The sequence below is a fragment of the Enterococcus sp. AZ062 genome (assembly GCF_051715065.1).
Lineage (GTDB): Bacteria > Bacillota > Bacilli > Lactobacillales > Enterococcaceae > Enterococcus_B > Enterococcus_B mundtii.
On record NZ_JBIOTB010000001.1, the window covers coordinates 2016961 to 2042040 of the forward strand.

General features: G+C 35.8%; 20 protein-coding genes and 1 pseudogene. 7 read left to right on the plus strand and 14 right to left on the minus strand.

The genetic code is table 11. The features are described 5' to 3' along the window. Positions 1–211: 211 nt before the first annotated feature. The gene (gene tsf, locus IGJ00_RS09550; RefSeq protein WP_010735185.1) at positions 212–1093 is read right to left on the minus strand and encodes a translation elongation factor Ts; all 882 of its coding nucleotides are present in this window, start codon (positions 1091–1093) and stop codon (positions 212–214) included. A gap of 102 nt (positions 1094–1195) precedes the next feature. Further along, positions 1196–1978 carry a 30S ribosomal protein S2 gene (rpsB, locus tag IGJ00_RS09555; protein ID WP_010735184.1) on the minus strand — a complete coding sequence of 261 codons (783 nt, stop codon included), beginning with the start codon at positions 1976–1978 and terminating at the stop codon, positions 1196–1198. 374 nt (positions 1979–2352) lie between these two features. Between rpsB and IGJ00_RS09560 the strand changes: the two genes are divergently transcribed. The 5 genes and pseudogenes from IGJ00_RS09560 to IGJ00_RS09580 all read left to right on the plus strand — a co-directional run bounded on the left by IGJ00_RS09560 (position 2353) and on the right by IGJ00_RS09580 (position 7447). Then, positions 2353–2832 (plus strand): arginine repressor, encoded by a 480-nt coding sequence (locus IGJ00_RS09560; RefSeq protein WP_010735183.1) that lies wholly within the window; start codon positions 2353–2355, stop codon positions 2830–2832. A gap of 404 nt (positions 2833–3236) precedes the next feature. Continuing rightward, positions 3237–4217 carry a hypothetical protein gene (locus tag IGJ00_RS09565; RefSeq protein ID WP_438844366.1) on the plus strand — a complete coding sequence of 327 codons (981 nt, stop codon included), beginning with the start codon at positions 3237–3239 and terminating at the stop codon, positions 4215–4217. A 45-nt stretch (positions 4218–4262) separates the two neighbouring features. Further along, complete coding sequence (locus IGJ00_RS09570; RefSeq protein WP_438844367.1) at positions 4263–5246, plus strand: hypothetical protein; 984 nt, start codon at positions 4263–4265, stop codon at positions 5244–5246. A 45-nt stretch (positions 5247–5291) separates the two neighbouring features. Beyond that, positions 5292–6275: a hypothetical protein gene (locus tag IGJ00_RS09575; protein WP_438844368.1), complete on the plus strand. Its 984-nt coding sequence runs from the start codon at positions 5292–5294 to the stop codon at positions 6273–6275. A 188-nt stretch (positions 6276–6463) separates the two neighbouring features. Further along, a pseudogene (locus IGJ00_RS09580) lies at positions 6464–7447 on the plus strand (hypothetical protein). Between the two features lie 16 nt (positions 7448–7463). Here IGJ00_RS09580 and IGJ00_RS09585 read toward each other — a convergent pair. Next, on the minus strand, positions 7464–7889 hold the full coding sequence (locus IGJ00_RS09585) for an EndoU domain-containing protein (protein ID WP_438844369.1): 426 nt from the start codon (positions 7887–7889) through the stop codon (positions 7464–7466). Between the two features lie 192 nt (positions 7890–8081). Here IGJ00_RS09585 and IGJ00_RS09590 point away from each other — a divergent pair, with 192 nt between their 5' ends. Further along, complete coding sequence (locus IGJ00_RS09590; protein WP_438844370.1) at positions 8082–9065, plus strand: hypothetical protein; 984 nt, start codon at positions 8082–8084, stop codon at positions 9063–9065. A gap of 20 nt (positions 9066–9085) precedes the next feature. Here the strand turns inward: IGJ00_RS09590 and IGJ00_RS09595 are convergent, their stop codons facing one another. From IGJ00_RS09595 to arcA, 5 genes are all read right to left on the minus strand, one after another. Further along, on the minus strand, positions 9086–11119 hold the full coding sequence (locus tag IGJ00_RS09595; protein ID WP_438844371.1) for an EndoU domain-containing protein: 2034 nt from the start codon (positions 11117–11119) through the stop codon (positions 9086–9088). Positions 11120–11474: 355 nt separating this feature from the next. Further along, the gene (gene argS / locus IGJ00_RS09600) at positions 11475–13166 is read right to left on the minus strand and encodes an arginine--tRNA ligase (protein WP_195514519.1); all 1692 of its coding nucleotides are present in this window, start codon (positions 13164–13166) and stop codon (positions 11475–11477) included. Positions 13167–13703: 537 nt separating this feature from the next. Further along, a complete protein-coding gene (gene arcC / locus IGJ00_RS09605) occupies positions 13704–14657 on the minus strand; it encodes a carbamate kinase (protein ID WP_142433756.1) in 954 nt (317 codons plus the stop codon). A gap of 113 nt (positions 14658–14770) precedes the next feature. Continuing rightward, positions 14771–15790 carry an ornithine carbamoyltransferase gene (gene argF / locus IGJ00_RS09610; RefSeq protein ID WP_010735175.1) on the minus strand — a complete coding sequence of 340 codons (1020 nt, stop codon included), beginning with the start codon at positions 15788–15790 and terminating at the stop codon, positions 14771–14773. A gap of 105 nt (positions 15791–15895) precedes the next feature. Then, entirely contained in the window at positions 15896–17125 is a 1230-nt protein-coding gene (gene arcA, locus IGJ00_RS09615) for an arginine deiminase (protein WP_062805084.1), read from the minus strand. 459 nt (positions 17126–17584) lie between these two features. Here arcA and IGJ00_RS09620 point away from each other — a divergent pair, with 459 nt between their 5' ends. Further along, positions 17585–18286 (plus strand): Crp/Fnr family transcriptional regulator, encoded by a 702-nt coding sequence (locus IGJ00_RS09620; RefSeq protein WP_023519859.1) that lies wholly within the window; start codon positions 17585–17587, stop codon positions 18284–18286. Between the two features lie 110 nt (positions 18287–18396). Here IGJ00_RS09620 and IGJ00_RS09625 read toward each other — a convergent pair whose 3' ends face one another. From IGJ00_RS09625 to wecB, 6 genes are read right to left on the minus strand one after another with little or no spacing between them, the layout of a single operon-like run. Beyond that, on the minus strand, positions 18397–19815 hold the full coding sequence (locus IGJ00_RS09625) for an oligosaccharide flippase family protein (RefSeq protein ID WP_010735172.1): 1419 nt from the start codon (positions 19813–19815) through the stop codon (positions 18397–18399). 4 nt (positions 19816–19819) lie between these two features. Beyond that, positions 19820–20986 (minus strand): nucleotide sugar dehydrogenase, encoded by a 1167-nt coding sequence (locus tag IGJ00_RS09630; RefSeq protein ID WP_438844372.1) that lies wholly within the window; start codon positions 20984–20986, stop codon positions 19820–19822. Beyond that, positions 20986–22158: an O-antigen ligase family protein gene (locus IGJ00_RS09635; protein ID WP_238046352.1), complete on the minus strand. Its 1173-nt coding sequence runs from the start codon at positions 22156–22158 to the stop codon at positions 20986–20988. The genes IGJ00_RS09630 and IGJ00_RS09635 overlap by 1 nt, the downstream gene beginning before the upstream one ends. Beyond that, the gene (locus IGJ00_RS09640) at positions 22158–23315 is read right to left on the minus strand and encodes a glycosyltransferase (protein ID WP_238046350.1); all 1158 of its coding nucleotides are present in this window, start codon (positions 23313–23315) and stop codon (positions 22158–22160) included. The genes IGJ00_RS09635 and IGJ00_RS09640 overlap by 1 nt, the downstream gene beginning before the upstream one ends. Further along, positions 23312–23956 (minus strand): CatB-related O-acetyltransferase, encoded by a 645-nt coding sequence (locus IGJ00_RS09645; RefSeq protein WP_108173774.1) that lies wholly within the window; start codon positions 23954–23956, stop codon positions 23312–23314. The genes IGJ00_RS09640 and IGJ00_RS09645 overlap by 4 nt, the downstream gene beginning before the upstream one ends. Further along, positions 23953–25077: a non-hydrolyzing UDP-N-acetylglucosamine 2-epimerase gene (gene wecB, locus IGJ00_RS09650; RefSeq protein WP_108173775.1), complete on the minus strand. Its 1125-nt coding sequence runs from the start codon at positions 25075–25077 to the stop codon at positions 23953–23955. The genes IGJ00_RS09645 and wecB overlap by 4 nt, the downstream gene beginning before the upstream one ends. Between the last annotated feature and the right edge of the window lie 3 nt (positions 25078–25080).

Here is a 25080-nt window from a genome sequence, read left to right on the forward strand (position 1 = left end):
TTGACATTCTACCATATCCAGATAGTTTAGGCACGAAAATACCTATGCTCTTGATATCTCTTGCCCTAAAAAAAAGAGCTGTGACGAATGTCGCTGCTCCTCATTTCATTCAAATAAGCGATGGAACCGATGTGGTCACAAAGAAAATGCAGAATAATCTCTATTTTCTTTGGACCAAACATCGTACCATTAATCAAGTCCGTAAACCGGATTATTTTTTCACTTGGTTCATTACTTCTTCTACAAAGTTATCTTCGCGTTTTTCGATACCTTCGCCGACTTCAAAGCGGACAAATGATTTCACAGTTGCGCCTTTAGAAGCAACAAATTTTTCAACAGTCATATCAGGATCTTTAACGAATGGTTGGTCAACCAATGCGATTTCAGCTTTAAATTTGTTTAAGCGTCCTTCAACCATTTTTTCAACGATGTTCGCTGGTTTGCCTTCGTTCAATGCTTGTTCAGTCAAGACTGTACGTTCGTGATCTAATTCAGCTTCAGGGATTTGTGTTTCGTTTACATAACGAGGGTTGATCGCTGCTACGTGCATCGCTACGTCTCTAGCTACCGCTTCGTCAGTTGTACCTTCTAAAACAGCTAATACAGCAATACGTCCACCCATGTGTAGGTAACCGCCAAATGCAGCGTTGTCATCTTTTTCGATTACTTCAAAACGACGGAAGCTGATTTTTTCACCGATAACTTGTGTTGCTTCGATCAAGTCAGATTCAACTGTTCCTTTTGATGTTTTGATTTTCATTGCTGCGTCCATGTCAGCTGGTTTGTTTTCAGCGACTAGTTCAGCGATTTCTTTTACTAAGTCTTGGAACATTTCGTTTTTAGAAACGAAGTCTGTTTCTGAGTTAACTTCAACGATTGCTGCAGTATTACCTTTCACTGCAACTGAAGCAAGACCTTCAGCGGCGATACGATCGTTTTTCTTCGCAGCTTTAGCCATTCCTTTTTCACGTAAAAGATCTACCGCTTTTTCGATGTCACCTTCAACTTCAACCAATGCTTTTTTCGCATCCATCATACCTACGCCAGTCATGTCGCGTAGTTCTTTTACCATTTTAGCTGTAACGTCTGCCATTTTTACTTCCTCCTAGTTGTATGCTTTTTCTTTAAAAAAAGCTGTTTCAAAGGAGAGTGAGGCTTGTCGCCTAGCCTTTGAAACAGCTCCATCATTTAAAAATTATTCTGCTGAAGAGTTGTCGCCTTCAACAACATCAACGATTTCTTCGATTGAAGTCGCTGTGTTTTCTGCTGAAAAATCTTCTTCAACTACTTGATCTTCCCCTTGATTTCCTTCGATGAAAGCATCAGCCATTTTTGAAGTAATCAATTTAACGGCACGGATTGCGTCGTCGTTTGATGGGATAACTACGTCGATCTCATCTGGATCACAGTTTGTATCAACCATTGCTACGATTGGGATATTCAATTTGTGTGCTTCTTGAACGGCAATGCGTTCTTTACGTGGGTCAACGATGTACATTACATCTGGGATTCTTGGCATATCAGCGATACCACCTAAGAATTTTTCAAGACGTTCACGTTGTTTGTTCAAACCAGCAACTTCTTTTTTAGGTAGAACTGCAAAAGTTCCATCTTCTTCCATTGCATTGATTTGTTTCAAACGAGCGATACGTTTTTGGATCGTATCCCAGTTTGTCAATGTTCCACCTAACCAACGGTGGTTTACAAAGTATTGTCCAGCACGAGTAGCTTCATCTTTGATTGCTTCTTGTGCTTGTTTTTTCGTACCTACGAATAAAGCAACGCCGCCTTCTTCTGCTACGCTCTTCATATAATCGTAAGCTGCATCTACTAATTTAACTGTTTTTTGCAAGTCAATAATGTAGATTCCGTTTCTTTCTGTGAAGATGTATTTCTTCATTTTTGGGTTCCAGCGACGAGTTTGGTGACCAAAGTGTACGCCGGCTTCTAGTAATTGTTTCATTGAAATTACTGCCATGTTTGTTTCCTCCGATTTGGTTTTTATTTTCCCTCTTCTTGTCTTCCAACTCGCTAGCCAACTTTTTCAAGCACCGACCAACGATCCAACAAGAATGTGGATTTATTGAGTAGTGACGTAAGATACACCAAAGTGATCTTTTTCTGCTCAACATTCAATAGTTTAACTGAATTGGGCATAAATTTCAAGAAAAAAAATCAACTTACTTATTTTTTTGTGTCTTCTTTTTCTCCCTCTCATTTTTTTACTTTATTTCTTTTTTTTTTAATAAGCAATTCGTGAAAAAATAAACAGGTAAATGTAAAATAAAGATGGGCAATTCAACGTTTTTTTGTTATGATACTTGTGAAAAGTTTCGTTAAAGGAGAACTAAAATGCGAAAAACTGAGCGACACTTGTTGATTAAACAAATCATTGAAGATTATACGATCCGTACACAAGATGAAATGTTAGCTAAACTGACTGAAATGGGTGTATCTGCGACTCAAGCGACGATTTCAAGAGATATACGTGACTTAAAAATCGTCAAGGCGCCTGATGAAAATGGTGTTTCCCATTTTGTCCTGTTCAAAGAAAAGGAGACAGCTGAATCAAAAAGCGAAGATGAAAAACGTTTGATCCAGATGATTGAAGATATCGTGTTAAAAGTGGAACGAGTTCATTTTTTGACTATCGTCCATACCTTACCAGACAACGCACCGTTGTTCGCAGCTGTCTTAGATGAAATCAAACCGCCTCATATCGTTAGTACGATTGCTGGCTTTGATACAACGATCATTATTTCGAAAGATGATGAAGATGCGCAGTTAGTTGAAAACTTCTTGCATCATCCCACTACAGCAACAATTTTTTAAATGCCATAACAGTTAGTAATTGTATATATATTTTTTGATGTTGGTGAAATTTGCCAGCATCTTTTTTTATTTAAATCAATACTGGAGAAGAACCATGAACCTCTCTCAAGTTGACTTAACCTTTCGTTGCTATGAAAGCCCACTATACCTCGCACTCAATGCCTCATAGAAACAATAATAGTATTGTTTTCCACTAGTAGAATAAATTCAAATATCATGGAGAAACACAACAAGCGCTAAAAATCATATAAAGCTTAGTTAACTTTAAGTTAGGTAGGTATTGCTTATTTCATTATGAATTCTCACTTTCTTCTGATTATCGAAAAAACAGTCCCCCACACTCCTTATTTACATGTCATACTTTAATTTAAAAAAATTTTATAGCATAGAAAGGAAAAACGATTATGACCTTCTTCCCCTTTGTCGATCCCAATCGTCGCCCACAAGCAGAAATCAAAAAAATGACAGAAGAACTCACTCAAAAGTTCCATGCAATCGATCCAGATTTGACTTTGATACATAATGATAACTTTATTGATTATGGTCCAGAGGTCTTTCCAAAGTTATCGAAAATTTATTGGGACCCTCGTGTACCGAATCATCCGATGGAACATTTTGTGTATTCGGAGTATCGTTTAAAAGGTAAGTTCTATACTGCTTATTGGGTTACCCCTTATGGTGTGATTATTGATAAATCACGATTAACAGATAGTCATGAAAAAAATTTGCAAAAAAAAGTAAGTAGCATTAATGATGCAATTCTTGAAGTCATTCGAGATTATCAAGTTCATAATCTTCTTTATTGGAAAGATTTGTTTTCACAAAAACAATTCGCACAACATGCTTTGGCCCTATATAAACAAAATCAACAAATAATCGGAGACACAAATATATGGAACTCCCCATTTGATTTCAGTGATCTAAAGTACCGACCTTTAGCAGCTGTTAAAAAAAATACTGAATTTCTAGAGACACAGCTGAGACAGTTAGATTTTCACTTAACTCTTACTCACGATGATTCATTTATTGATTTTGGACCAGAAATTGGTCATTTATTAGCTGATGCGCCTTATGACTCTGAACAAGATGAGCCTGATGATCCAATTGCTACCATATCTAATTATGAATATAATATTTATTTTAACCAGATACCTATTTACAGTCTCTCTCCTTATAGTATAGGAACGTGTTTTCATGGCGACTTCTTTAATGGTGGAATTACTAATGTTAAGTATCTGGGGCTAAATAAGGTGTTAGCTGATGCGATTGAAGTGATTATGAGAAAATATATGCTTTACAACAAATACTATTGGCGTGAAACCTATACGCCAGAACAATTTCAGCACAAAATACGTGAAGATAAAGAATGGTGGACTTTATTTTAACAGTTTATTCAAAAAATAAAATCTTGAACAGAAAGGATAGTAACTATGACCTTCTTTCCCTTTGTCGATCCCAACCGTCGTCCACAAGCAGAGATCAAAAAAATGACAGAAGAACTCACAAAAAAATTTCAAGCAATCGATCCAGACTTGACCTTGATCCATAATGATAACTTTATTGATTACGGTCCAGAGGTCTTTCCAAAGTTATCGAAAATTTATTGGGACCCCCGTGTGCCATATCACCCGATGGAACATTTTGTGTATTCAGAGTATCTGCTTAGATATGGCGGCTATCCTCTTTACTGGTTTACGCCTTACGATGAACAAATTTACGAATATTATAGAAAACCGAGCGGGGCTTCAGATTCTTCTAGACAAGCAGTAAAAGTGATTGACCAAGCTATCTTAAAAGTCATTCATGATTATCAAGTGCATAACTTGTTCTATTGGAATGACTTATTTTCAGAAAAACAATTGGAACAGAAAAGGTTAGAACCTTATAATCGACCATCACAATTCATTGGACCTGGCGAACTAATTAGTTCACCAATTAGTTTCACTGACCCCAAGCACCGACCTTTAGCTGCTGTAGAAAAGAATACGGAATTTCTAGAAACTCAGTTAGATCAATTAGATTCTCGATTAACCGTGATTCATGATAAATCATATATTGATTTTGGTCCAGATATCGGTCATTTTCTTGCGGAGTGCCCTTACGATCCAGAGGAAGACGAGCCAGATGATCCTAGACGTGATTTATCTCGTTACGAGTACGACATTTATTTTAATAAAACATTACTTTTCTCTCTCTCTCCTTATTGTAGTGGGACTGGATTTCATGGCGATTACTTTAATGGGGGAATACCGAATGTTACCTACCTTGGACTAAGCAAGAAGCTAGTTGATGCGATCAATGTGATTATGAGAAAATATATGCTTTACAACAAATACTACTGGCGTGAAACCTATACGCCAGAACAATTTCAGCACAAAATACGTGAAGATAAAGAATGGTGGACTTTATTTTAACAGTTTATTCAAAAAATAAAATCTTGAACAGAAAGGATAGTAACTATGACCTTCTTTCCCTTTGTCGATCCCAACCGTCGTCCACAAGCAGAGATCAAAAAAATGACAGAAGAACTGACCCAAAAATTTCAAGCAATCGATCCAGATTTGACTTTGATACATAATGATAACTTTATTGATTACGGTCCAGAGGTATTTCCACAACTTTCTACTATCTACTGGGACCCTCGTGTACCGAATCATCCGATGGAACATTTTGTGTATTCGGAGTATCTACTTAGATATGGAGGTTACCCTCTTTACTGGTTTACGCCCTATGGTGAACAAATCTATGAATATTATAGAAGACCTGGAGGGAATGCAGACTCGCGAAGAAAAACTTTAAAAATGATTGAACAGACTCTCCTAAGAATCATTCATGACTATCAAGTGCATAACCTTCTCTATTGGAAAGATATATTTACTGAAAAACAATTTGAACAGGAGAAGTTAAAACCCTACAAGAGAGTATCGCAATCTATTGGACCTGGCGAATTAATTAGTTCACCAATTAGTTTCACTGACCCCAAGCACCGACCTTTGGCTGCTGTAGAAAAGAATACCGAATTTCTGGAAACTCAGTTAGATCAATTAGATTCTCGATTAACTATTTCTCATAATGATTCGTATATTGATTTCGAACCAAAAATAAGTCGTTTCTTAGCTGAATGTCCCTATGATCCCGAAGAAGACGATCCTAACGATCCAATAAATAAATTATGTAGTGAAGAATATAAAATTTATTATGAGAATATTCTACTATTCAGCTTTTATCCTTTTCAATTAGGTTACGGTTATCATGGTAATTTCTACGAGGGAGGCATTCCTAACACAACGTATCTTGGGTTAAGCCAAGAATTCATAAATCAAATTGATAATATTATCTCAATGTATATGATTTTTAATCTATATTATTGGCGTGATCAGTATTCTCCAGAGCAATTCCAGTATGAAATTCATAAATATAAAAAAATGTGGTGCTTAGAATAACCAAGTAACACTATTCTTTACTATGATAAGCAAATCAATTTAACGCTTAGATAGGTGTCCAACCTACATGTTTATTATCGCTTTACTCATGTTCTCTTCACTTCGACTTTTACGAAAAAATTCTTTAGAATGCCTTTTAACTTGTTGTCTTTCAAATGAAAAATCTTGAATAGAAAGGAATAATACCTATGACCTTCTTCCCCTTTGTCGATCCCAATCGTCGCCCACAAGCAGAAATCAAAAAAATGACAGAAGAACTGACCCAAAAATTTCAAGCAATCGATCCAGATTTGACTTTGATACATAATGATAACTTTATTGATTACGGTCCAGAGGTTTTTCCAAAGCTATCGAAAATTTACTGGGAGCCTCGTGTGCCAGATCACCCGATGGAACATTTTGTGTACTCGGAGTACCAACTTAGATATAAAAACTATCCTCTTTACTGGTTTACTCCTTATGGTGAATGGATTTACGAATCTTATAGAAGACCTGGAGGAAATTCAAATTCGGCAAGAAAAATATTAAAGATGATTGATCACACTATCCTAAAAGTTATCCATGATTATCAAGCGCATAATCTCTTCTATTGGAAAGACTTATTTTCAGAAAAACAATTAGACCAGGAAAGGTTAGAACCTTATAACCGACCAACACAATTCATTGGACCAGGAGAAATTATTAGTTTACCAATGGATTTGACAGATCCTAAACATCGTTCTCTAGAAGCTGTTAACAAAAATACTATATTTTTAGAGAAGTAACTAAGTAAACTTGATTACCAATTAACAATTATTCATGACGAAACATTCATTGATTTTGGCCCAGATGATGGACGTTTCATAGCTGAATGGGGATACGATCCCGAAGAGTATGAAGCTGATGATCCAATTTTGAGCTTATCTTATACGGAATATACAATATATTACAACAGTACTCCTATTTTTAACTTTACTCCCTACAGTCAAGGAAGTAACTATTGTGGAGATTATTTTAAAGGTGGGATTTCCAACGCTGAGTATCTAGAATTACCTAAAGAACTGGTCGAAACAATTAACAATATCATCAGCGAATATATGGTTTTCAATTTGTATTACTGGCGTAATCAGTATACTCCAGAGGATTTTCAGTATGAAATTCATAAATATAAAGAAATGTGGCACTTGGATTAACCAAGTACCACGTTTTTTATTTGATAAGTGGATAAGCTGTTACAACAGTTATTTTACCGTTTGCTTTTACGTTAGTTCTACCCTTGATTTCAATTTCCCCGCTACTATCTGTTCCCACAAAATCATGTCCACCTGGTATATTCGGAACCTCTTTTTTTACAATTTGCTCTACTTCACTCGTAATTTTCTCTGCATCCCAGTTGTCAGGAAAAACAGTAGAGTTAGTTCTCTTATATTTCCCATCATATCTAACTTTCGCCTCAAAAGGTCGTCCTTCCACCACTGTCCCAGTTGGTTCATAATCCACTCCACTGTCTGGATTATAAAAATCAGGGTGGCGTGAATGAGCACCTTTAAGTACAGGTACACCATCTTTCCCCGGTCTTACCTCTCCCTCCACATGACGCAAGGCTTTACGGTTATAGTATTCAGTGATTTTCAATTTTTCTACTAAGGACTACTTGATCTGTTCAATAGTCGATTTATCGCTTAGATAGATGTCCAACCTAGATGTTTATTATCGCTTTACTCATGTTCTCTTTACTTCGACTTTTTCGAAAAAAAATTCTTTATACTGTCTTTCAACATGTTATGATTCAAATGAAAAAACTTGATATAGAAAGGAATAATATCTATGACCTTCTTCCCTTTTGTCGATCCCAATCGTCGACCACAAGCCAAGATTCGAAAAATGACAGAAGAACTGACCCAAAAATTTCAAGCAATCGATCCAGATTTGACTTTGATACATAATGATAACTTTATTGATTACGGTCCAGAGGTTTTTCCACAACTTTCGTCAATTTACTGGGATCCTCGCGTGGCAAATCATTCGATGGAACATTTTGTGTATTCAGAATATCAGCTAAAATATAGGAATTATCCCTTTTACTGGTTTACTCCTTATGGGGAACGGATTTATAAATCTTATAAGAAACCTGCGGGAGAGTCAGATCCTTGGAGAGAAGCTTTAGATGTAATTGATTCTAACGTCCTTAAAGTCATTCATGATTATCAAGTACATAACATCCTCTACTGGAAAGACTTCTTTACAGAAAAACAATTGGAACAGGAAAGATTAAAACCCCACAAGAGAGTATCAGAATTCGTTGGACTAGGTAAAATCATTAGTTCACCATTTAGTTTTATTGACCCCAAGCACCGACCTTTAGCTGCTGTAGAAAAGAATACCGAATTTCTGGAAACTCAATTAGATCACTTAGATTCTCGATTAACAGTGATTCATGATGATTCTTATATTGATTTTGGTCCGGATATCGGCCATTTTCTTGCGGAATGTCCTTACGATCCAGAGGAAGACGAGCCAGATGATCCTATTCGTTACTTATCTCATTATGATTACCACATTTATTTTAATGAGACACCCATTTACGGACTTTCTCCTTATAGTATAGGAACTAGTTTTCATGGCGACTTCTTCAATGGGGGGATTGCCAACGTTACGTACCTTGGACTTAGTAAGGAGCTAGATGATGCGATCGAAGTGATTATGAGGAAATATATGCTTTATAACAAATATTACTGGCGCAACAATTATTCCTATGAAGATTTCCAAGAAATAGTGCGTAACTATAAAAAGTCATGGAAGTTGAATTAATTCAACTTCCATGACTTTTTTTATTTCACCGGATAGGCTGTTGCAACAGTTATTTTACCATTCATTTTGACATTAACACTCCCTGCTATTTCAAATCCAGCTGTACTATTGCCACTAAACGGATGATTTCCAGGAGTAGTAAAATTATGTTTTTTTACAATTTGTTCTACCTCACTCGTAATTTTTTGAGCATCCCAATTATCTGGGAATACTGTAGATTCTTTGACCTTCAATGTTCCTGGATAAGTTATTTCGGCGTTATAAGGTTGCCCTTCCACCACTGTTCCTTTCGGCTTATAAACCACTCCACTGTCTGGGCTATAAAAATCAGGATGTCTCGAATGGGCACCTGTGATTTCAGGATTGCCAGTTCTTCCCGGTCTCACCTCTCCTGCCACATGTCGCAACGACTTGCGGTTATAAAATTCAGTGGTTGGTAACTTCTCTACTAAGGCTTCATTTGGACAGCCCTTGGTAATCAGAGCCTTTTCCGCTTCCAATACGCGAGCGGCTTCAGCTTCTTCAACTTCGATCGCTGTTACGAAGACTTCTTCGGATTCAACTGCTCGTAAGACAGAAAACATTTCAGACAACGGTAAGCACATAATGATCAGTAAGATGTCTGTTTTTTCGAGCTGGATTTGGGACTGTTTGATGACCCAGTCGGTATTTTCGTAATTTGGTAAATTCTTCAATACATTGCCACCGACTTCAGAAATCGCTGCAATGGTGGTTTCATCTAGACTCCTTGGTAAGGCATTCGTGCGTTCTTCATCGAACAAGCCATCGGCTAACGCATAGTAGTTGCAATAGACACCGAAAAAGCTTTGCACTTTGCGGATCGTATAGATGACTTCTTGGTTAAAGCCGATGTCGATTTGGTCTAAGGGAACAATTTCTTGCGTTCCCCGATACACAAACTCACCTTCCCGATCAATGACAACTTCTTTGTCATTGGCTTTCGCTGCAATCCGGAATAGATTGGTCTGAAACGTATCAGGTAATTGATCAATCAGCGCATCCCGCTCATCGATCATTTTACGGGTGATTTCTTTTCCGACTTCATTGACGGAATCGACATCTGTTAGGTCTACTGCCCCGAATTGGACCGAAGAATATTCTTTAACCAGTTCCAAGGCTTGTTCAGGTGTGGCGATTTCTGCTAAAAATGTATCAAAGTCCGTCTCCATGGGAATCGTGATGCCACGAACATCATATTGTGTATATAATTGTTGACGATGGTCATAGGCGGTATAGCTCATGGTCACATTGACATAGGGCGTTCCTGGACCATTATATGGAGAAAAATTGATTTGTTTCAGGGCGCCGATCCGCGGAGGTAATTTTTCATTTCCCGGTAAGTATTCATTCAGCGAACCATCTGGATAAACTAACAGACTTTGATTGTTCGTGCTTTTCGGCACGAATAATCTGCTCACACCGTCTGTGCCAGTTCGCATCTCATATCCAGATAAGTCGGGGGTCGTTTCTATGTATTCGAGAAACTGGTTTTGGACTGAAATCCAGCTAGCCAACTCGATTTTGGTGGTCGGATAAATCTCAACGGGGTCTTCTGGAGCATCAATGGCGTCACCAAGTAAACTGATCGATTGTCTTAAGATATTGGTGGAGGTCACACGATACAACTGACTGACAGCCGTCTCTTTGGACGATTCTTTTAAGTAGGGTCGGGTAAATTCAGCAAAGGCGGTAGCTTGGATGATCGGTGCAATTTTTGAACGAGCAAACCGTGCACTGAGGGGTAACGTACTTGGCCCTTCCATCATGTCTAAATAATCCGCTAGAACCAAATTATCAAATACGTTATGTTCGGCAGTCAAAGTATCCGTAAATCCTCGGAGTTTTGCCCATTCGTTCCATGTTTTTTCATCTTTCGCTTGCGAAGTGCCGCTTAAATCAATCTCAACAGCCGGACGCGAGATCGCTTCTCTGAAGGATCGATCACTCGCAAAGGCTAAGAGTGTCGGTTGGAAAACCGACGACAACAACATCACAACCATCAACAACGAGAACCATTTCTTTTTCACTTTCATTTTTCCACTCCTTTTCTTTTTTATTTACACCGAGAGTATACCGCAAGAAAAGAAAGCGCTTAACAAAAAGTGAAGATTCTCATGAAACGACTTTTTCTAAAATAAGAAAAGGAAATTCAATTATTTATTCATAAAAATTTTTGTATGTACAATTCAACATAAAACAACTATGAAAATGTATGCCGTACCAAAAATACATCAAAAAAGCCGGGATTTTTTCAAATCCCGACTTGGCTCGTTTCTAAAAGAGAACCTTCTAGATAAAAATCAATTCAATTGTAAATATGCAATGGATTATTGACTGATAAATAACTTTTAGATTTCTCTTCAGAAAATCATTGAGCAATGAAACTTTTTACATTTTATCTGGTGCATGTAATCCTAATAGACGTAAGTCTTCTTTTAGTAAAACAGTTACCGCATAAACTAACGCTAAGCGCGCATCTTTTTGGTCATCGTCCGCTAAGATTTTTGTATGTGCATAGTATTTATTGAATGCTTGTGCCAGTTTGATCGCATGTTTTGCAATGATCGATGGCTCATATTTTTCACCCGCTTGAAGTACTGTTTCAGGGTATTTCTGTACAAGCTTCACGACTTCCCAACTATTTTCATCATTCAACGCATAAGCTTGATCTTCAGAAGGAACAAAACCTGCTTTGTCTAATAAACTCATCGCACGAGCATGAGTATATTGGACATAAGGACCAGTTTCCCCTTCAAAACGAACCACTTCTTCTAAATTGAAGTCAAAGGTATTCAAACGATCATTTTTTAAATCGTGGAAAATAACAGCACCAACACCGACTTGTTTTGCGATGACATCTTTGTTTTCCAAATCAGGATTCTTTTCACTGATTTGTTGTTTCGCTGAGTCGATTGCTTCATTCAATACTTCTTCTAGTAAAACGATCTTTCCTTTACGTGTAGATAGTTTTTTACCACCTTGTGTGATCAAACCAAACGGGATATGGTGCATATCATCTGACCAGTCAAAGCCTAGTTCTTTCAAGACAGCTTTCAATTGTTTAAAGTGATAACTTTGTTCATTACCAACTACGTATAGTGATTGACTGAAATCATACGTACGTTTACGGTATAGTGCAGCTGCCAAATCACGCGTAATATAAAGTGTCGCACCATCTGATTTTTTGATCAAGGCAGGATTTAGATCATAAGCAGATAAGTCAACGATTTCTGCACCTTTGTCTTCTTGTAAGAGATGTTTTTCTTCTAGTAATTCGACAATCTCATCCATCTTGTCATTGTAGAAAGCTTCCCCGTTCAATGAATCAAAACGAACTTCTAACAAGTCATAGATCTTGTTGAATTCTTTCATTGATTCGTCACGGAACCATTGCCATAACTCCATCGCTTCTTCGTCGCCTTCTTCTAGACGCTTGAACCAAGAACGAGCTTCATCATTCAATTCAGGTTGTGTTTCAGCTTCTTCGTGGAATTGGACATATAGACGCAATAATTCATTGATTGGTTCAGCTTTTACAGATTCAGCAGATCCCCATTTTTTGTAGGCAACGATCAGTTTTCCAAATTGTGTTCCCCAGTCTCCTAAATGGTTGATACGTACTGGTTGGTAGCCTAATTTTTCCATAATAAAGCCAATTGAGTTTCCGATTACTGTCGAACGTAAGTGACCCATTGAAATTGGTTTTGCAATGTTTGGTGAAGACATATCGATAGGCAGGCTTCCTTGGTTACCGATCGTGCTATCACCATAGTGTTCTTTTTCTTTTACTACTGTAGCTAACACTTGCTTACTAATGATCTCTTTGTTCATAAAGAAGTTCAAGTATGGTCCGACGACTTCGATTTTTTCAAAATTTGTTGCATCGATTTTCTCAGCAAGATCCGCTGCGATCTGTTGTGGTGCTTTGCGGAAGATTTTTGCTAAAGAGAACGTGGGAAATGCGACATCTCCATGGTCCGCTGATTTTGGATTTTCAAGTAATTGTGCGACTTGCTCCAATGTCAAGTCATCTTGTACTACTTCATATAGTGCTTTTGCAACAACATCTTTGTTATTCATTTATTTTCCTCCTACATATTGTTTGCTGTAAAACAAAAAAATCTCTAGCAAATCCATATTTCCTATGAATTTACTAGAGACGAGAATTCCCGCGGTACCACTCCAATTGTCCTAAAAAAGGACCTGCTCGATCTGATATCGGTAGACGACCGTCTGTCAAAGACAGAGTTCTCCAAGTGCGCTTCATTGGGATTTGTCCGTCCGGCTTCCACTCTACCCAGACTCGCTTTGAACGAAATGACACCAATTACTCTCTTGTTCAGCAAACGTTGCTCTTATTTAACTTGATTTGAATTATAGCAGATATCCAATCGACTGGCTAGAGTTTTCTTCATAAATAAACGGTGTTCGAAAAGTTGACCTTCAACAATAAGCTAAAAAATCAAAAAATATAAGAAACTATTTTCTGATTTTCTATCTTATTGCTCAGGTCAAAGTGCTTTTCTCACAACCTAAAATGTCCAGGAGGTCTAAAGGAGATTAAAAACCAACTGGACATTTTATACACATGGTCATGGTAAAACGATAAAAAGTTTCTTACGCTTCATCAGCAACAATGATCGTTCCTTCTTCTGAAGCCAATAGATTCTCAATGTTTTCTAAGGAAGTGATAATTGCTTTCCCAGTAGGTCGAGCCTCAACAAAGGCAATCGCTGCTTCCACTTTTGGCAACATGCTTCCTGGAGCAAATTGGTTTTCAGCAATGTATTGTTTCATTTCTGAGACATCAACTGTTTCTAGTTTCTTTTGATCAGGTTTTTGATAATTCACATAGACATTATCGACACCCGTCAACACGATCAATAGATCTGCTTCGATGATCTCTGCTAATTTTTCAGAAGCAAAATCTTTGTCGATCACGGCTTCTTTTCCTTCAAGACCTGTTGCAGTTTCCACTACTGGAATACCGCCACCACCTACAGAAATGGTGATCACGCCTTGTTCCACTAATGTTTGGATGACACGAGCCTCTTTGATTGAGATTGGTTTTGGAGAAGCAACGACCTTACGCCAACCACGTCCTGCATCTTCTTTGAATGTTACGGAAGAATCAGCCTTCATTTGTTCATTTGCTTCTTCTTCTGTATAGAAAGGTCCCACTGGTTTGCTCGGATTTTTGAATGATGGATCATTCTCATCAACGATGACTTGTGTTACTAAAGAAACGACATCTTTATCGATCCCTTTTTCTTTCAACACTTCACCCATTGCATTTTGCAACCAGTAACCGATTGAACCTTCCGTCATTGCCACACATGTATCTAATGGCATTGCCGGTGTTTTTTCTGAGTCAGCTGCTTGTTGTTGGATCAATAAATTTCCAACTTGTGGCCCATTTCCGTGTGAGATGATCAACTCATCTCCTTGTTCAATAAATTTCACTAAGTACTTTGCTGTTTCCATCAATGCGTCTTGTTGTGCTTTTGCACTTGCATCTGTTGATAAAATCGCGTTTCCGCCTAATGCAACAACCACTTTTCTGTTTGCCATGTCTATCTCCCTTTCTTTCAGAACATTCTGAATTTTACCGATGACAAAACAAGCCAGCGTTCTTTCTGAACGATCCTTACGCTGACTCGTTTTGATTATTTACTTGTTAGTTGTTACACACGAGGAATGAATAAGTTTCCAAGTGTTGCTGCCATGATTGCTTTGATTGAGTGCATACGGTTTTCTGCTTGCTCAAATTGACGTGCATATTTACTGCGGAATACTTCGTCTGTTACTTCCATTTCAGTGATGCCGAAGCGTTCTTTCATTTGTTCACCGTAAACTGTCTTCGTATCATGGAAGGCTGGTAAGCAGTGTAAGAAGATCAAACGATCTGTATTGTTTGTTTTTTCGATCATATCCATATTGATTTGGTAAGGTTTCAATAATTTGATACGTTCTTCAAATTTATCTTCTTCACCCATTGATACCCAAACGTCTGAGTAAAGAACGTCTGCTCCGTCAACCCCTTTAGCAACATCGTCAGTGATCATTAATTGTGCACCTGATTTCGCTGCAAACTCTTCAGCCATTTTCACGATTTCTTCTTCAGGTTGTAATTCTTTTGGTGCAACAATACGCATGTTTGTTCCTAAGATCGCACCTGTTACTAACAATGAGTTCGCCATGTTGTTACGTCCATCGCCACAATAAGCAACTGTGATGCCTTCCACTTTACCGAAGTTTTCTTGGATCGTTAAGAAGTCAGCGATCATTTGAGTTGGGTGCCATTCATCAGTTAAACCATTCCATACAGGTACGCCTGAGAATTCAGCTAATTCTTCCACCATTTTTTGGCTGAAACCACGGAACTCGATTCCGTCAAACATACTACCTAATACTTTGGCAGTATCTTCTGTAGATTCTTTTTTACCTAATTGGATGTCATTCGCACCTAAATATTCAGGATGCGCACCAAGATCGATTGCTGCAGTTGTAAATGCTGCACGAGTACGTGTTGATGTTTTTTCAAATAGTAATGCAATATTTTTTCCTTCTAAGTAATGATGTGGGATGCCACGTTTTTTCAAATCTTTCAAGTGTTGAGAAAAGTCGATCAAATATTGTAACTCTTCCTTTGTAAAATCTTTTTCTGCTAATAAACTTCTTCCTTGAAATACTGATTCTTTCATATGAACATTCTCCTTTAAAATTGTATTCTATTTGATAGTACATAAAGTACTTGGTATTAAGAGGAAATCTGATGGCAGCTGACAGTGACTGCCATCAGGAATAAACTATTTTAAATCTTCACGAACTAACGGTTGGCTCATGCAACGAGGGCCGCCACGACCGCGTGACAATTCACTTGAAGTGATTTCCAATACTTTGATGCCGTAGCTTCTCAATAATTCGTTTGATACATAGTTACGATTATAAGTAACTACAACCCCTGGAGCGATCGCTAATGTGTTTGAGCCATCATTCCATTGTTCACGAGGTGCAACGATCGCATCGCCATTACCTGTTGGGATCAATACAAGATCATCTAAACCTAGAACTGATTTCAATGACTCTTGTAAATCATCTGAATGAGAAATTTTGATATCATCGCCAGCTTGTTCGATTGTAAAGACGTCCATTTTTCCTTCTTTACTTTGGATTGCTGGGTGGATCGTGAATTTGTCATGGTCAACCATTGTAAATACTGTATCTAAATGCATCATCGCACGATTATTCGGAATCTTGATTGCCAAGACTTTTTCAAATCCTGCGTTTTTCGCAAATAAGTGACGTGCTAAACGCTCGATCGCTTTTGCATTTGTTCTTTGTGAGATACCAACAGCGACAACTGTGTCACTAAGGATCAATTCATCCCCACCTTCGATATGATCTGGATTTTCTCGATCCAACCATACGTCAACACCTTTATTTGCAAAACGTGGATGGTGGTTCAAAATGTATTCTGTGAACATTGACTCACGACGACGCGCTTCAAATGCCATTTTATTGATTGTCATCCCATTTCCCATTGATGCGGAAGGGTCTCTTGTAAAGTATAGGTTTGGCATTGGGTCCATGTAGAATGGATAGTCGTCATCAGATGATAAATCGTATAAACTACGTGATTTCACATCGATATCTTTTGTACGGACACCCGCCATGATCTTATCTACCATATCTTGAGTTTCCATTGATAGAAGGAACTCATGAAGACCATCTCTAACAGCATTAGATGCAATAAAAGATTCATCTAACATTTTATTTAAAAATTCCTCTTTGACATTACCTGCATCGATTGCTTCAGCCGCTAATTTTTCTAAATATAATGTTTCAGCGCCTTCACTTTGGAGCACTTGTGCAAATTCATCATGCTCAGCTTGTGCAATCGGTAGATACGGAATGTCGTCGAACAACAAACGATCCATAATATCAGGTGTTAGATTTTCAACTTCTTGACCAGGTCGTTTTAATAATACTGTCTTTAACTTTCCTATCTCAGAGAAAACGTGAATCGGTTTATCCATGTTGTGTTGCCTCCTTCGTTTTGATTACATACTTAGAATAAACTGCTTTTGTAATCACTTTCATGCTTTTCTCGCATTTTAAATGAGAAGAATCTCTCATTATTAAAGCTTAATTAAATAATTACACATTTTTGCATCTTTTATTAATAATTTCTCTTTTTTTTATACTGAAAACTCTATCAAAAAAATTTTTATTCATCAAAAAAATTTTTCTGTATATTTTTAAATCCCATTTAAATTAAGGTTGTTAGCGTTTACTTTATGTATATTATTTGTTTTTTATACACTTTTATGATCACTCATCAAATTATATTCATCTGTTTTGTATAAATCCTACATAATAACAAACGCAATTGATTTTTTACAAAATATAGCTTTTCTCGGAATGTATTATGGCTTTACAAAAGAAATAAAAGAAGTCACAATAGAATTAAAGAATAATAGGAAGCAGGGATGTTCATGCGTGTAAATAAAATCGATTATCATTTTTCTAAACTCAGATATCAACCTGATTTTGAACACTTTACTGATGAGGAATTTGAAGAAATCAAAGAGCAGACTGTCCTACGTTCATATAAGAAAGGACAAGTGCTTTTTGATGAAGGAGATGAGCGGCAACGTTTCTATGTCTTAACAGAAGGATTGATCCGTTTAGAGCGTTATGACGAAAGTGCGACTTATTACTACTATGATTATGTCACAGCAAATAATCTCTTTCCAATGTCTGGTATTTTTGAAGAAGAACCTTATACGTATACAGCACAAGCCATGACAGATATCGAGACTTTTTATTTTCCTGTAGCTTGTTATGAAAAAATCGTCAAAAACAACCCCAATCAATTGATTTACATGATCCAAAAGTTAGGAAAAGTCGTTCAGATGCACGAACTACGCATTCAAATCGGCTTGACCTCCAGTGCATTTGACCGAGTGAAACAAAACCTATTTGTTTTAAAAGAAGAATTAGGAATCCCTACAGAAGACGGTCATATATCGATCCCCTATCCAATCACGTTGAAAGAACTAGCAGTCAATAGCGGGACCACTCGTGAAACCGCCGGACAGGTGATCAAACAGCTGAAAGATTCCGGCTTGGTGAATTATGATAAGAAGCGGTTCACGTTTTGTAAGGAGGCAGTGACACCGGGGTGGCGGGAGTGATTCTTTGCCATCCTCTACTATAAATATTAATAGATGAGCCAAAGGTATTTGACGATATCCACTACCTTTGGCTCATTTTTTGATAAATAAAAAAAGAAGTAAGTAATCATTCACTTACTTCTCCTCTCTTGAATAAATGAAACAATAGGATTTGTTCTCATTACTACTGTAAAGATAAAATACAGGGTAATAGCAATTAAACCTTGTACTATATTAGTTATTAAACTTGCTTGCATAGAATTAGTCAATATTCTGGTGATAATCATCATTGCAAGTGCTGAAATAAAATAAATACTTATTCGCCGAAAATTAAAAGAAAAGTTAGTAGATTTGAGAAACGAGCGCACTCTTACTGCAGTAACAAAGAATTCAGCCAATAAATTAGAAATGACAACTCCAAAAAAACCGACAGTTGGTAGTAAGATTAGATTACTTATAATGTTTATACCTGCACCAATAATCACAGATTTATTATATTCTCTAACTTTACCTATAGGAATAAGGTACTGTCTTGAAACAGCCATACCTAGCGGAATAATTACTATTAAAGGAGTAAAAAACGGGATAACATTATTAATAAATAAGAACTTTTCCCCAAAAAACCATGGAACAAGCTTATCATATACAGTTAACATCCCAAACATGATCGGTAAACTAAAAAACAACTGTAGATCAATCGTTTTATCCATCAGCTCTACAATTCGCTCAACATTTTTTTTAGCAAACAAACCACTCATATGTGGAAGTAAAACAATATCAAGTGTAGTGATGATTGTTATAAACACTGTATTTAATGTGAGTGAGTTTGTATAAAATCCAACTGCTGAAGCCCCTATGAATAAGCCTAATAAGGTCTTATTTAAATTCGTATATAAGGTAATCGCTACTTGTGGTATAAAGAATTCAAACGAGCCTTTGATGTGACTAAAACTTTTTTTTAGATTTATTTTTTGAAATGTTATATAAGGTTTGATAAAGAACCAAACTAACACTTGTGAAACAAATATACCAGCTGTTTGGATCAAAATATAGATACCTACATCATTTGAATCTTTAATAAAAAGCAGTATCAACACAAAAGTAATTATTTGAACGAATAAACTCGATACACTAGTTAACTTAAAATCTTCAATTCCCATAAAGAACCATGATATATCAAAAAGCACTGCTAAAATGGTTAAACTTTGAAAATAAAAATAATTACTGTTAGGTAAGAAACTGACAACAGCGATGTAGATAAAAAAAACTGCTAATGTCAATATCGCTTTAAATACAACAATTTCCCAAAATAATTTAGAGATGTCCTCTTGTCGATTATACGCAAGTGCGATTTCTCTGTTCCCATACATAGCTACACCTAAGCTAGCAACTAGTACAAAATATTGTGCGATTGAATTGGTATAGTTGAAGATCCCTATTCCAGCAGGACCTAACGCCATAGATACTATAGGTATGGTTATAATTGGAATAACTATTTTCATTATCTGGAATATGGATTGATAAATGAAATTACGAGCTATGTTTTTCACTCAATCAATCCCTTCTAAAAATATCTCTAGTATAAACTTTTTCTTCAACGTCATCCAATTCTTCATCAAATCGATTGGAGATGATTACATCACTTAGATTTTTAAAATCTGCTAGTTCAGTTATCATCGGAAAACCTGAAAATTCCTTCTCATCTACAGTAGGTTCATAAACAATAACAGAAATACCTCTCGCCTTCAGTCTTTTCATTACGCCTTGAATTGAAGAATAACGAAAATTATCTGAAGCAGCTTTCATAGTCAAGCGATAAATCCCTACAACTTTGGGACTTCTAGCTAAAATTTGTTCAGTGATAAAATCTTTTCTCGTCGCATTTGCATCAACGATTGCACCAATCAAATTGCTTGGGACACCACTATAATTTGCACGCAATTGCTTAGTATCCTTTGGTAAACAATACCCTCCATAGCCAAATGATGGGTTATTATAATGCGAACCAATTCTAGGATCTAGTCCGACACCTTCGATAATTTGCTTACTGTCTAAACCATTCGATTCGGCATACGTATCAAGTTCATTGAAATAAGCAACTCTTAAAGCTAAGTAGGTATTTGAAAACAATTTGATTGCTTCCGCTTCTGTTGAATTCGTCAATAGTATCGGGACATCATTATCATGAGCATTTTCCTTAAAAAGATTAGCAATTTCTTGTCCCTTATCTGAGTTTTCGCCAATCACGATTCTTGATGGGTGAAGGTTATCGTATAGTGCTTTACCCTCACGCAGAAATTCTGGTGAGAATATTATCCGCTCCGTTCCATACTTTTTCTTTAATTCTTCCGTGTACCCTACAGGAACGGTTGATTTGATTATAAAAGTAGCATCTGATCGAATTGCTAAAGCTTGTTCGATTACTTTTTCAACTGATGAAGTGTTAAAATAATTCTTCTTTTCATCGTAATCTGTTGGGGTTGCAATAATTAAGTAATCACCGAAAATCACAGCTTCATCAAAGTCTTTGATAAAATTAATTTTTAGATTATCCTTTTTTAAAAATTCACTAATTTCTTTATCCTCTATAGGAGAAATTCCTTGATTCAACTGGTCTATTTTTTCTGTTACAATATCATATGCTTTGACCTCTTCGCTTTGGCTTAGAAGTAGTGCATTTGCTAAACCAACATAACCTAAACCGAATACTGAGATATTCATCAATTATTCTCCTCTGATCTAATTTTATTTTGACTGAATTCCTGTCCCAATAAGAACCATAACATAAATTGAGAAACCCCAGGTCCAAATGGATAAGTATATTCAAAAAGACTAACAATTAATCCTAAACCTAAGATCCATGGTGAATAATTCTTATTGTGAGAATATTTAAAGAAAAAAAACCATAAATATAAATAAAATAAAATGAACGGACTAGCTCCAATATAACCTAATTGTACTAATTTATTAATTACGTAGTTATGTGGCAATATTGTATTTGCATAGGGTTGTACGGAGGTTATACTTCCGAAAAAAATATTTTCTCTGATATAATCTAATCCTTCTTTATAAGTATTAATTCTTCCAGCAGAGATTGAGTCAATATCATGAACATTATAGTTACTGAATAATGAGGCATAGACATATTCAAAAATATTTCCACCTATTGGAGATAGAATTAAGAAGACCAATCCTAACAATACAATTGAGCTAAAAACAATTGTAGATTTCTTTAGCTTTTTAGTATTTTTAACAACAAAAAAAGCGAACACGATCATTACTCCTACAATTCCCGATCGATTTCTTATAACAAGTAGAGATACGAACAACAGAATAGTACATAAAAACAAAAGAATATCTATCTTGCTTTTTCTGAATAGCATACAAATTGATAACAATAGTGCTGTTGCAATAATTGGTCCAACTTGATTTTTAGAAGGTATATTATATATTTCTGAAATTGAAAAACCATTGTTATAAAATAGTACGATACTGACTGCTAGTATTGTAGCAATAAAAATAAAATATTTTATGAATGTATTCTTTTCATTTTCTTTAAAAAAATAATTATTAGAAATAATCATAATACCAAATGGGATGGCAATTTCAAAAATAGAAAACATACCATTTTTTGAAAATAAATTTACGACACCTATCATTAATGTGTACAAAAATAGTAGTCCCATATATATCCATAATTTATTTCTAGGAATTTTATAATGAAATATGAAATAAACGATTCCAATGATTAGCATCACATATAATACAAGTCGGATCGTACTATAATAATTATCAAATATAATTGGTAAATGCTGAATGATGATAAATGTAATCAATACATAATAATATACTAAAAAAATTTTTGATTTTCTTGAATACTTTTCTCTACTCATTATTCTAAGCTCTTTTCAGCTATTTTACTGTATTCAAATTCACAAGCAACTTCCTTAGCTTGTTTTTCTAGGTTTTGATAAATAGTATTTTTATCAATTAATTTTTTTAGTTGTACTATCATTTCAGCTTTATCTGCATTCTCAAGAAAAATAACATTCCCATTTATATTTACATGCTGTGTTCCAGCCCATTTTTTCACCATCATGGGTCTTCCTAAAGATGCACCCACTTCCCAATAAACCGAGTGTCTTCCTGGAAAGACGAGCAGATCACTTTGTAACATTACTTTATAGGCTTCTTCGTTATTTACCCATCCTTTATAAAATATTTGTTTGTCATCTATCATTTGATTAAAGGACTCTTGAAGATCTAGAGAGACACTGCCATAAATAAAGAGCTTTACTTCTAAAGATAATTCTTTTACAGCTTTCATTAGTTCCAAAACTTCTTTTTTAGCAGAATTTATTTTTCCTAAGGTCACGATAACAAAATCATTTTCTTTAATATTCTCACCAAAAACAGTTTTTTTATTTAGTTGATCACTTTGAACCTTTTTTATTAAATCATTATCTCCTCCCATGATCAAAAGACTTATCTTTTCTTCTGGTAGTTTATATACGTTTTTAAGGAAATCTACTCTAGCAGGAAGTACTCCATAAAAATCAGTAGTAAATGGTTCGATTTTTGATGCTTGATGCTTCCAAATGATTTTATGCAGGATATTTTTTGAAACCCAATTCGTAGCACTGTTCGAAAAATCAGCATGATTATCTATTTTTATTATCGTATCTGGATTATTTTTCTTATATTCAATAATTTCATTCAAATTAGTAAATTGCACCCCATGTATGAAAATCAAATTTGGTTGATATTCATCTAGAAAAAATGTGATATCAGTAAACTTCTTAAGTTTTTTTCCAAATTTTGTATAATTTTTATAGGGTATACGAATCACTTCAATATCATCTGAATTAATGTACCTCTTTACCTCTAATTGCTCCGGCACGATAAGCTTTCCATTTTGGTTAAATATATCCGGACTGGCAAGAATTTTAACTTCATGTCCCATTTTTTTATGGAATTTTGGTAAAATGTTTTCTTGATATGAATAATCATCTATATAAAATGCTGCAAGGCAAATGTGTAAAATCTTCATTTTCCACCTCTTATTTCATGTGTGAATTCTTCAATAGTATTTGTCTTATTCAATAAAGTTTTTATTTCCAAATCTGATAAATCAGGCCAACTGACGCTTAATAAATCTGCTTTTACACTATCTGGAAATCGATCTCTAATTTTCTTAGCTGGATTACCTGCCCATATTTCATAGTCTGGTACATCATGAGTCAAAACTGAACCCATACCTATTACGGAACCTTGTCCGATTTTTACTCCCTGTTTGATCATACAATTAGCACCTATCCAAACATCGTGTTCTATAATGGTTTGGGAACGATATGATTTTGGTTCCATATTTGTGAAATTTTCGCGAAAAATATTTTTCCCTGAAAAGAATACAGGCGAAGTTGAAATATAATTCAAATCATGCTCTGGAGCTCCAATCAAGCATTTTTCGCCAATTGAACAATATTTTCCTATACTAGTATTAAATACCCTTGTATTATTACCAATATAACTGTAGTCATTTATTGTACTCCAATAAACACGACCACCACTTAGTACTTTAACTTTTTTTGATAGGTTTGAGTCTCTTATTAGTACATTTAAGGCTTGTCTATTAATTAAGCGAGAGGGAATTTGTAAAATATTTTTCAACAAAAAAACCGCTTTGTTCATTTCTGCCACACCACCCGATTCACATAATCGGTATAAGACAAAATAATTCGTAACACTTTCTCTGAAACATTTGGCATTGAATAATCTGAGACCTTTCTCAAGGTATCATTGTCTTGTGTTTCTAACACTTCTAGACCTTGAAGGATTCTTTCTTTTTCCAGTCCGACCATCATCACACTTGCTTCTTCCATTGCCTCTGGGCGTTCATGTGCTTGACGGATATTCAATGCTTTAAAATTCAAGGTAGAAGCTTCTTCACTAATTGTTCCACTATCACTTAACACTGCTTTGGCATTGAGCTGTAACTTATTATAGTCATTGAATCCCATCGGTTTCATTGTTTGGACCAATTGATGAAATTCGATTCCTTTCGCTTCAATCATTTTCATTGTTCGAGGGTGCGTACTTACAATGATTGGTAACTGATATTTCTCAGCAATCGTATTTAGACTATCTACTAAATTCATAAAGTTGTTTTCGGAACTGATATTTTCTTCCCGATGGGCGGAAACAACAAAATATTTTCCTTTTTCCAGACCTAAACGTTGGATGATGTCAGAATTCTGAATGTCCTCTTTTCTCGAATGAAGTACTTCAAACATCGGACTTCCAGTTTTAATGATGCGATCGGCAGGTAATCCTTCACGTAAAAGATATTCTCTTGCAATATCACTATACGTAAGATTAATATCTGCTGTGTGATCTACGATTTTTCGATTTGTTTCTTCGGGCACACGTTGGTCAAAACAGCGATTCCCAGCTTCCATATGAAAAATAGGAATATGTCTTCTTTTTGCAGCGATTGCACATAGACAACTATTTGTATCACCTAATACTAGAAAAGCATCAGGCTTTACTTCATCTAAAATAGGATCAATCTTGATTAAGATATTTCCTACTGTTTCAATTGCTGTGCCATTTGCAGCGTTCAAGAAGTAATCAGGTTTTCTTAATTTAAAATCTTCAAAAAATACTTCATTTAATTCATAGTCATAGTTTTGACCGGTATGAACTAGCACGTGCTCAATCGCTTCTGAAGTCTCTAAACGATTGATTACTGCAGATAGTCTGATGATTTCTGGACGAGTACCTACAACGGTCATCACTCTTAATTTTTTCATTCA

Excerpts from the sequence above, each read along its gene's own strand:
- argF (WP_010735175.1), bottom strand. The coding sequence starts at position 15,790 with ATGAAAGAATCAGTATTTCAAGGAAGAAGTTTATTAGCAGAAAAAGAT.
- IGJ00_RS09595 (WP_438844371.1), bottom strand. The coding sequence starts at position 11,119 with ATGAAAGTGAAAAAGAAATGGTTCTCGTTGTTGATGGTTGTGATGTTG.
- IGJ00_RS09560 (WP_010735183.1), top strand. The coding sequence starts at position 2,353 with ATGCGAAAAACTGAGCGACACTTGTTGATTAAACAAATCATTGAAGAT.
- IGJ00_RS09575 (WP_438844368.1), top strand. The coding sequence starts at position 5,292 with ATGACCTTCTTTCCCTTTGTCGATCCCAACCGTCGTCCACAAGCAGAG.
- arcC (WP_142433756.1), bottom strand. The coding sequence starts at position 14,657 with ATGGCAAACAGAAAAGTGGTTGTTGCATTAGGCGGAAACGCGATTTTA.
- IGJ00_RS09635 (WP_238046352.1), bottom strand. The coding sequence starts at position 22,158 with ATGAGTAGAGAAAAGTATTCAAGAAAATCAAAAATTTTTTTAGTATAT.
- wecB (WP_108173775.1), bottom strand. The coding sequence starts at position 25,077 with ATGAAAAAATTAAGAGTGATGACCGTTGTAGGTACTCGTCCAGAAATC.
- IGJ00_RS09565 (WP_438844366.1), top strand. The coding sequence starts at position 3,237 with ATGACCTTCTTCCCCTTTGTCGATCCCAATCGTCGCCCACAAGCAGAA.
- IGJ00_RS09570 (WP_438844367.1), top strand. The coding sequence starts at position 4,263 with ATGACCTTCTTTCCCTTTGTCGATCCCAACCGTCGTCCACAAGCAGAG.
- arcA (WP_062805084.1), bottom strand. The coding sequence starts at position 17,125 with ATGGATAAACCGATTCACGTTTTCTCTGAGATAGGAAAGTTAAAGACA.
- IGJ00_RS09620 (WP_023519859.1), top strand. The coding sequence starts at position 17,585 with ATGCGTGTAAATAAAATCGATTATCATTTTTCTAAACTCAGATATCAA.
- rpsB (WP_010735184.1), bottom strand. The coding sequence starts at position 1,978 with ATGGCAGTAATTTCAATGAAACAATTACTAGAAGCCGGCGTACACTTT.
- tsf (WP_010735185.1), bottom strand. The coding sequence starts at position 1,093 with ATGGCAGACGTTACAGCTAAAATGGTAAAAGAACTACGCGACATGACT.
- IGJ00_RS09590 (WP_438844370.1), top strand. The coding sequence starts at position 8,082 with ATGACCTTCTTCCCTTTTGTCGATCCCAATCGTCGACCACAAGCCAAG.
- IGJ00_RS09630 (WP_438844372.1), bottom strand. The coding sequence starts at position 20,986 with ATGAATATCTCAGTATTCGGTTTAGGTTATGTTGGTTTAGCAAATGCA.
- IGJ00_RS09640 (WP_238046350.1), bottom strand. The coding sequence starts at position 23,315 with ATGAAGATTTTACACATTTGCCTTGCAGCATTTTATATAGATGATTAT.
- IGJ00_RS09645 (WP_108173774.1), bottom strand. The coding sequence starts at position 23,956 with ATGAACAAAGCGGTTTTTTTGTTGAAAAATATTTTACAAATTCCCTCT.
- argS (WP_195514519.1), bottom strand. The coding sequence starts at position 13,166 with ATGAATAACAAAGATGTTGTTGCAAAAGCACTATATGAAGTAGTACAA.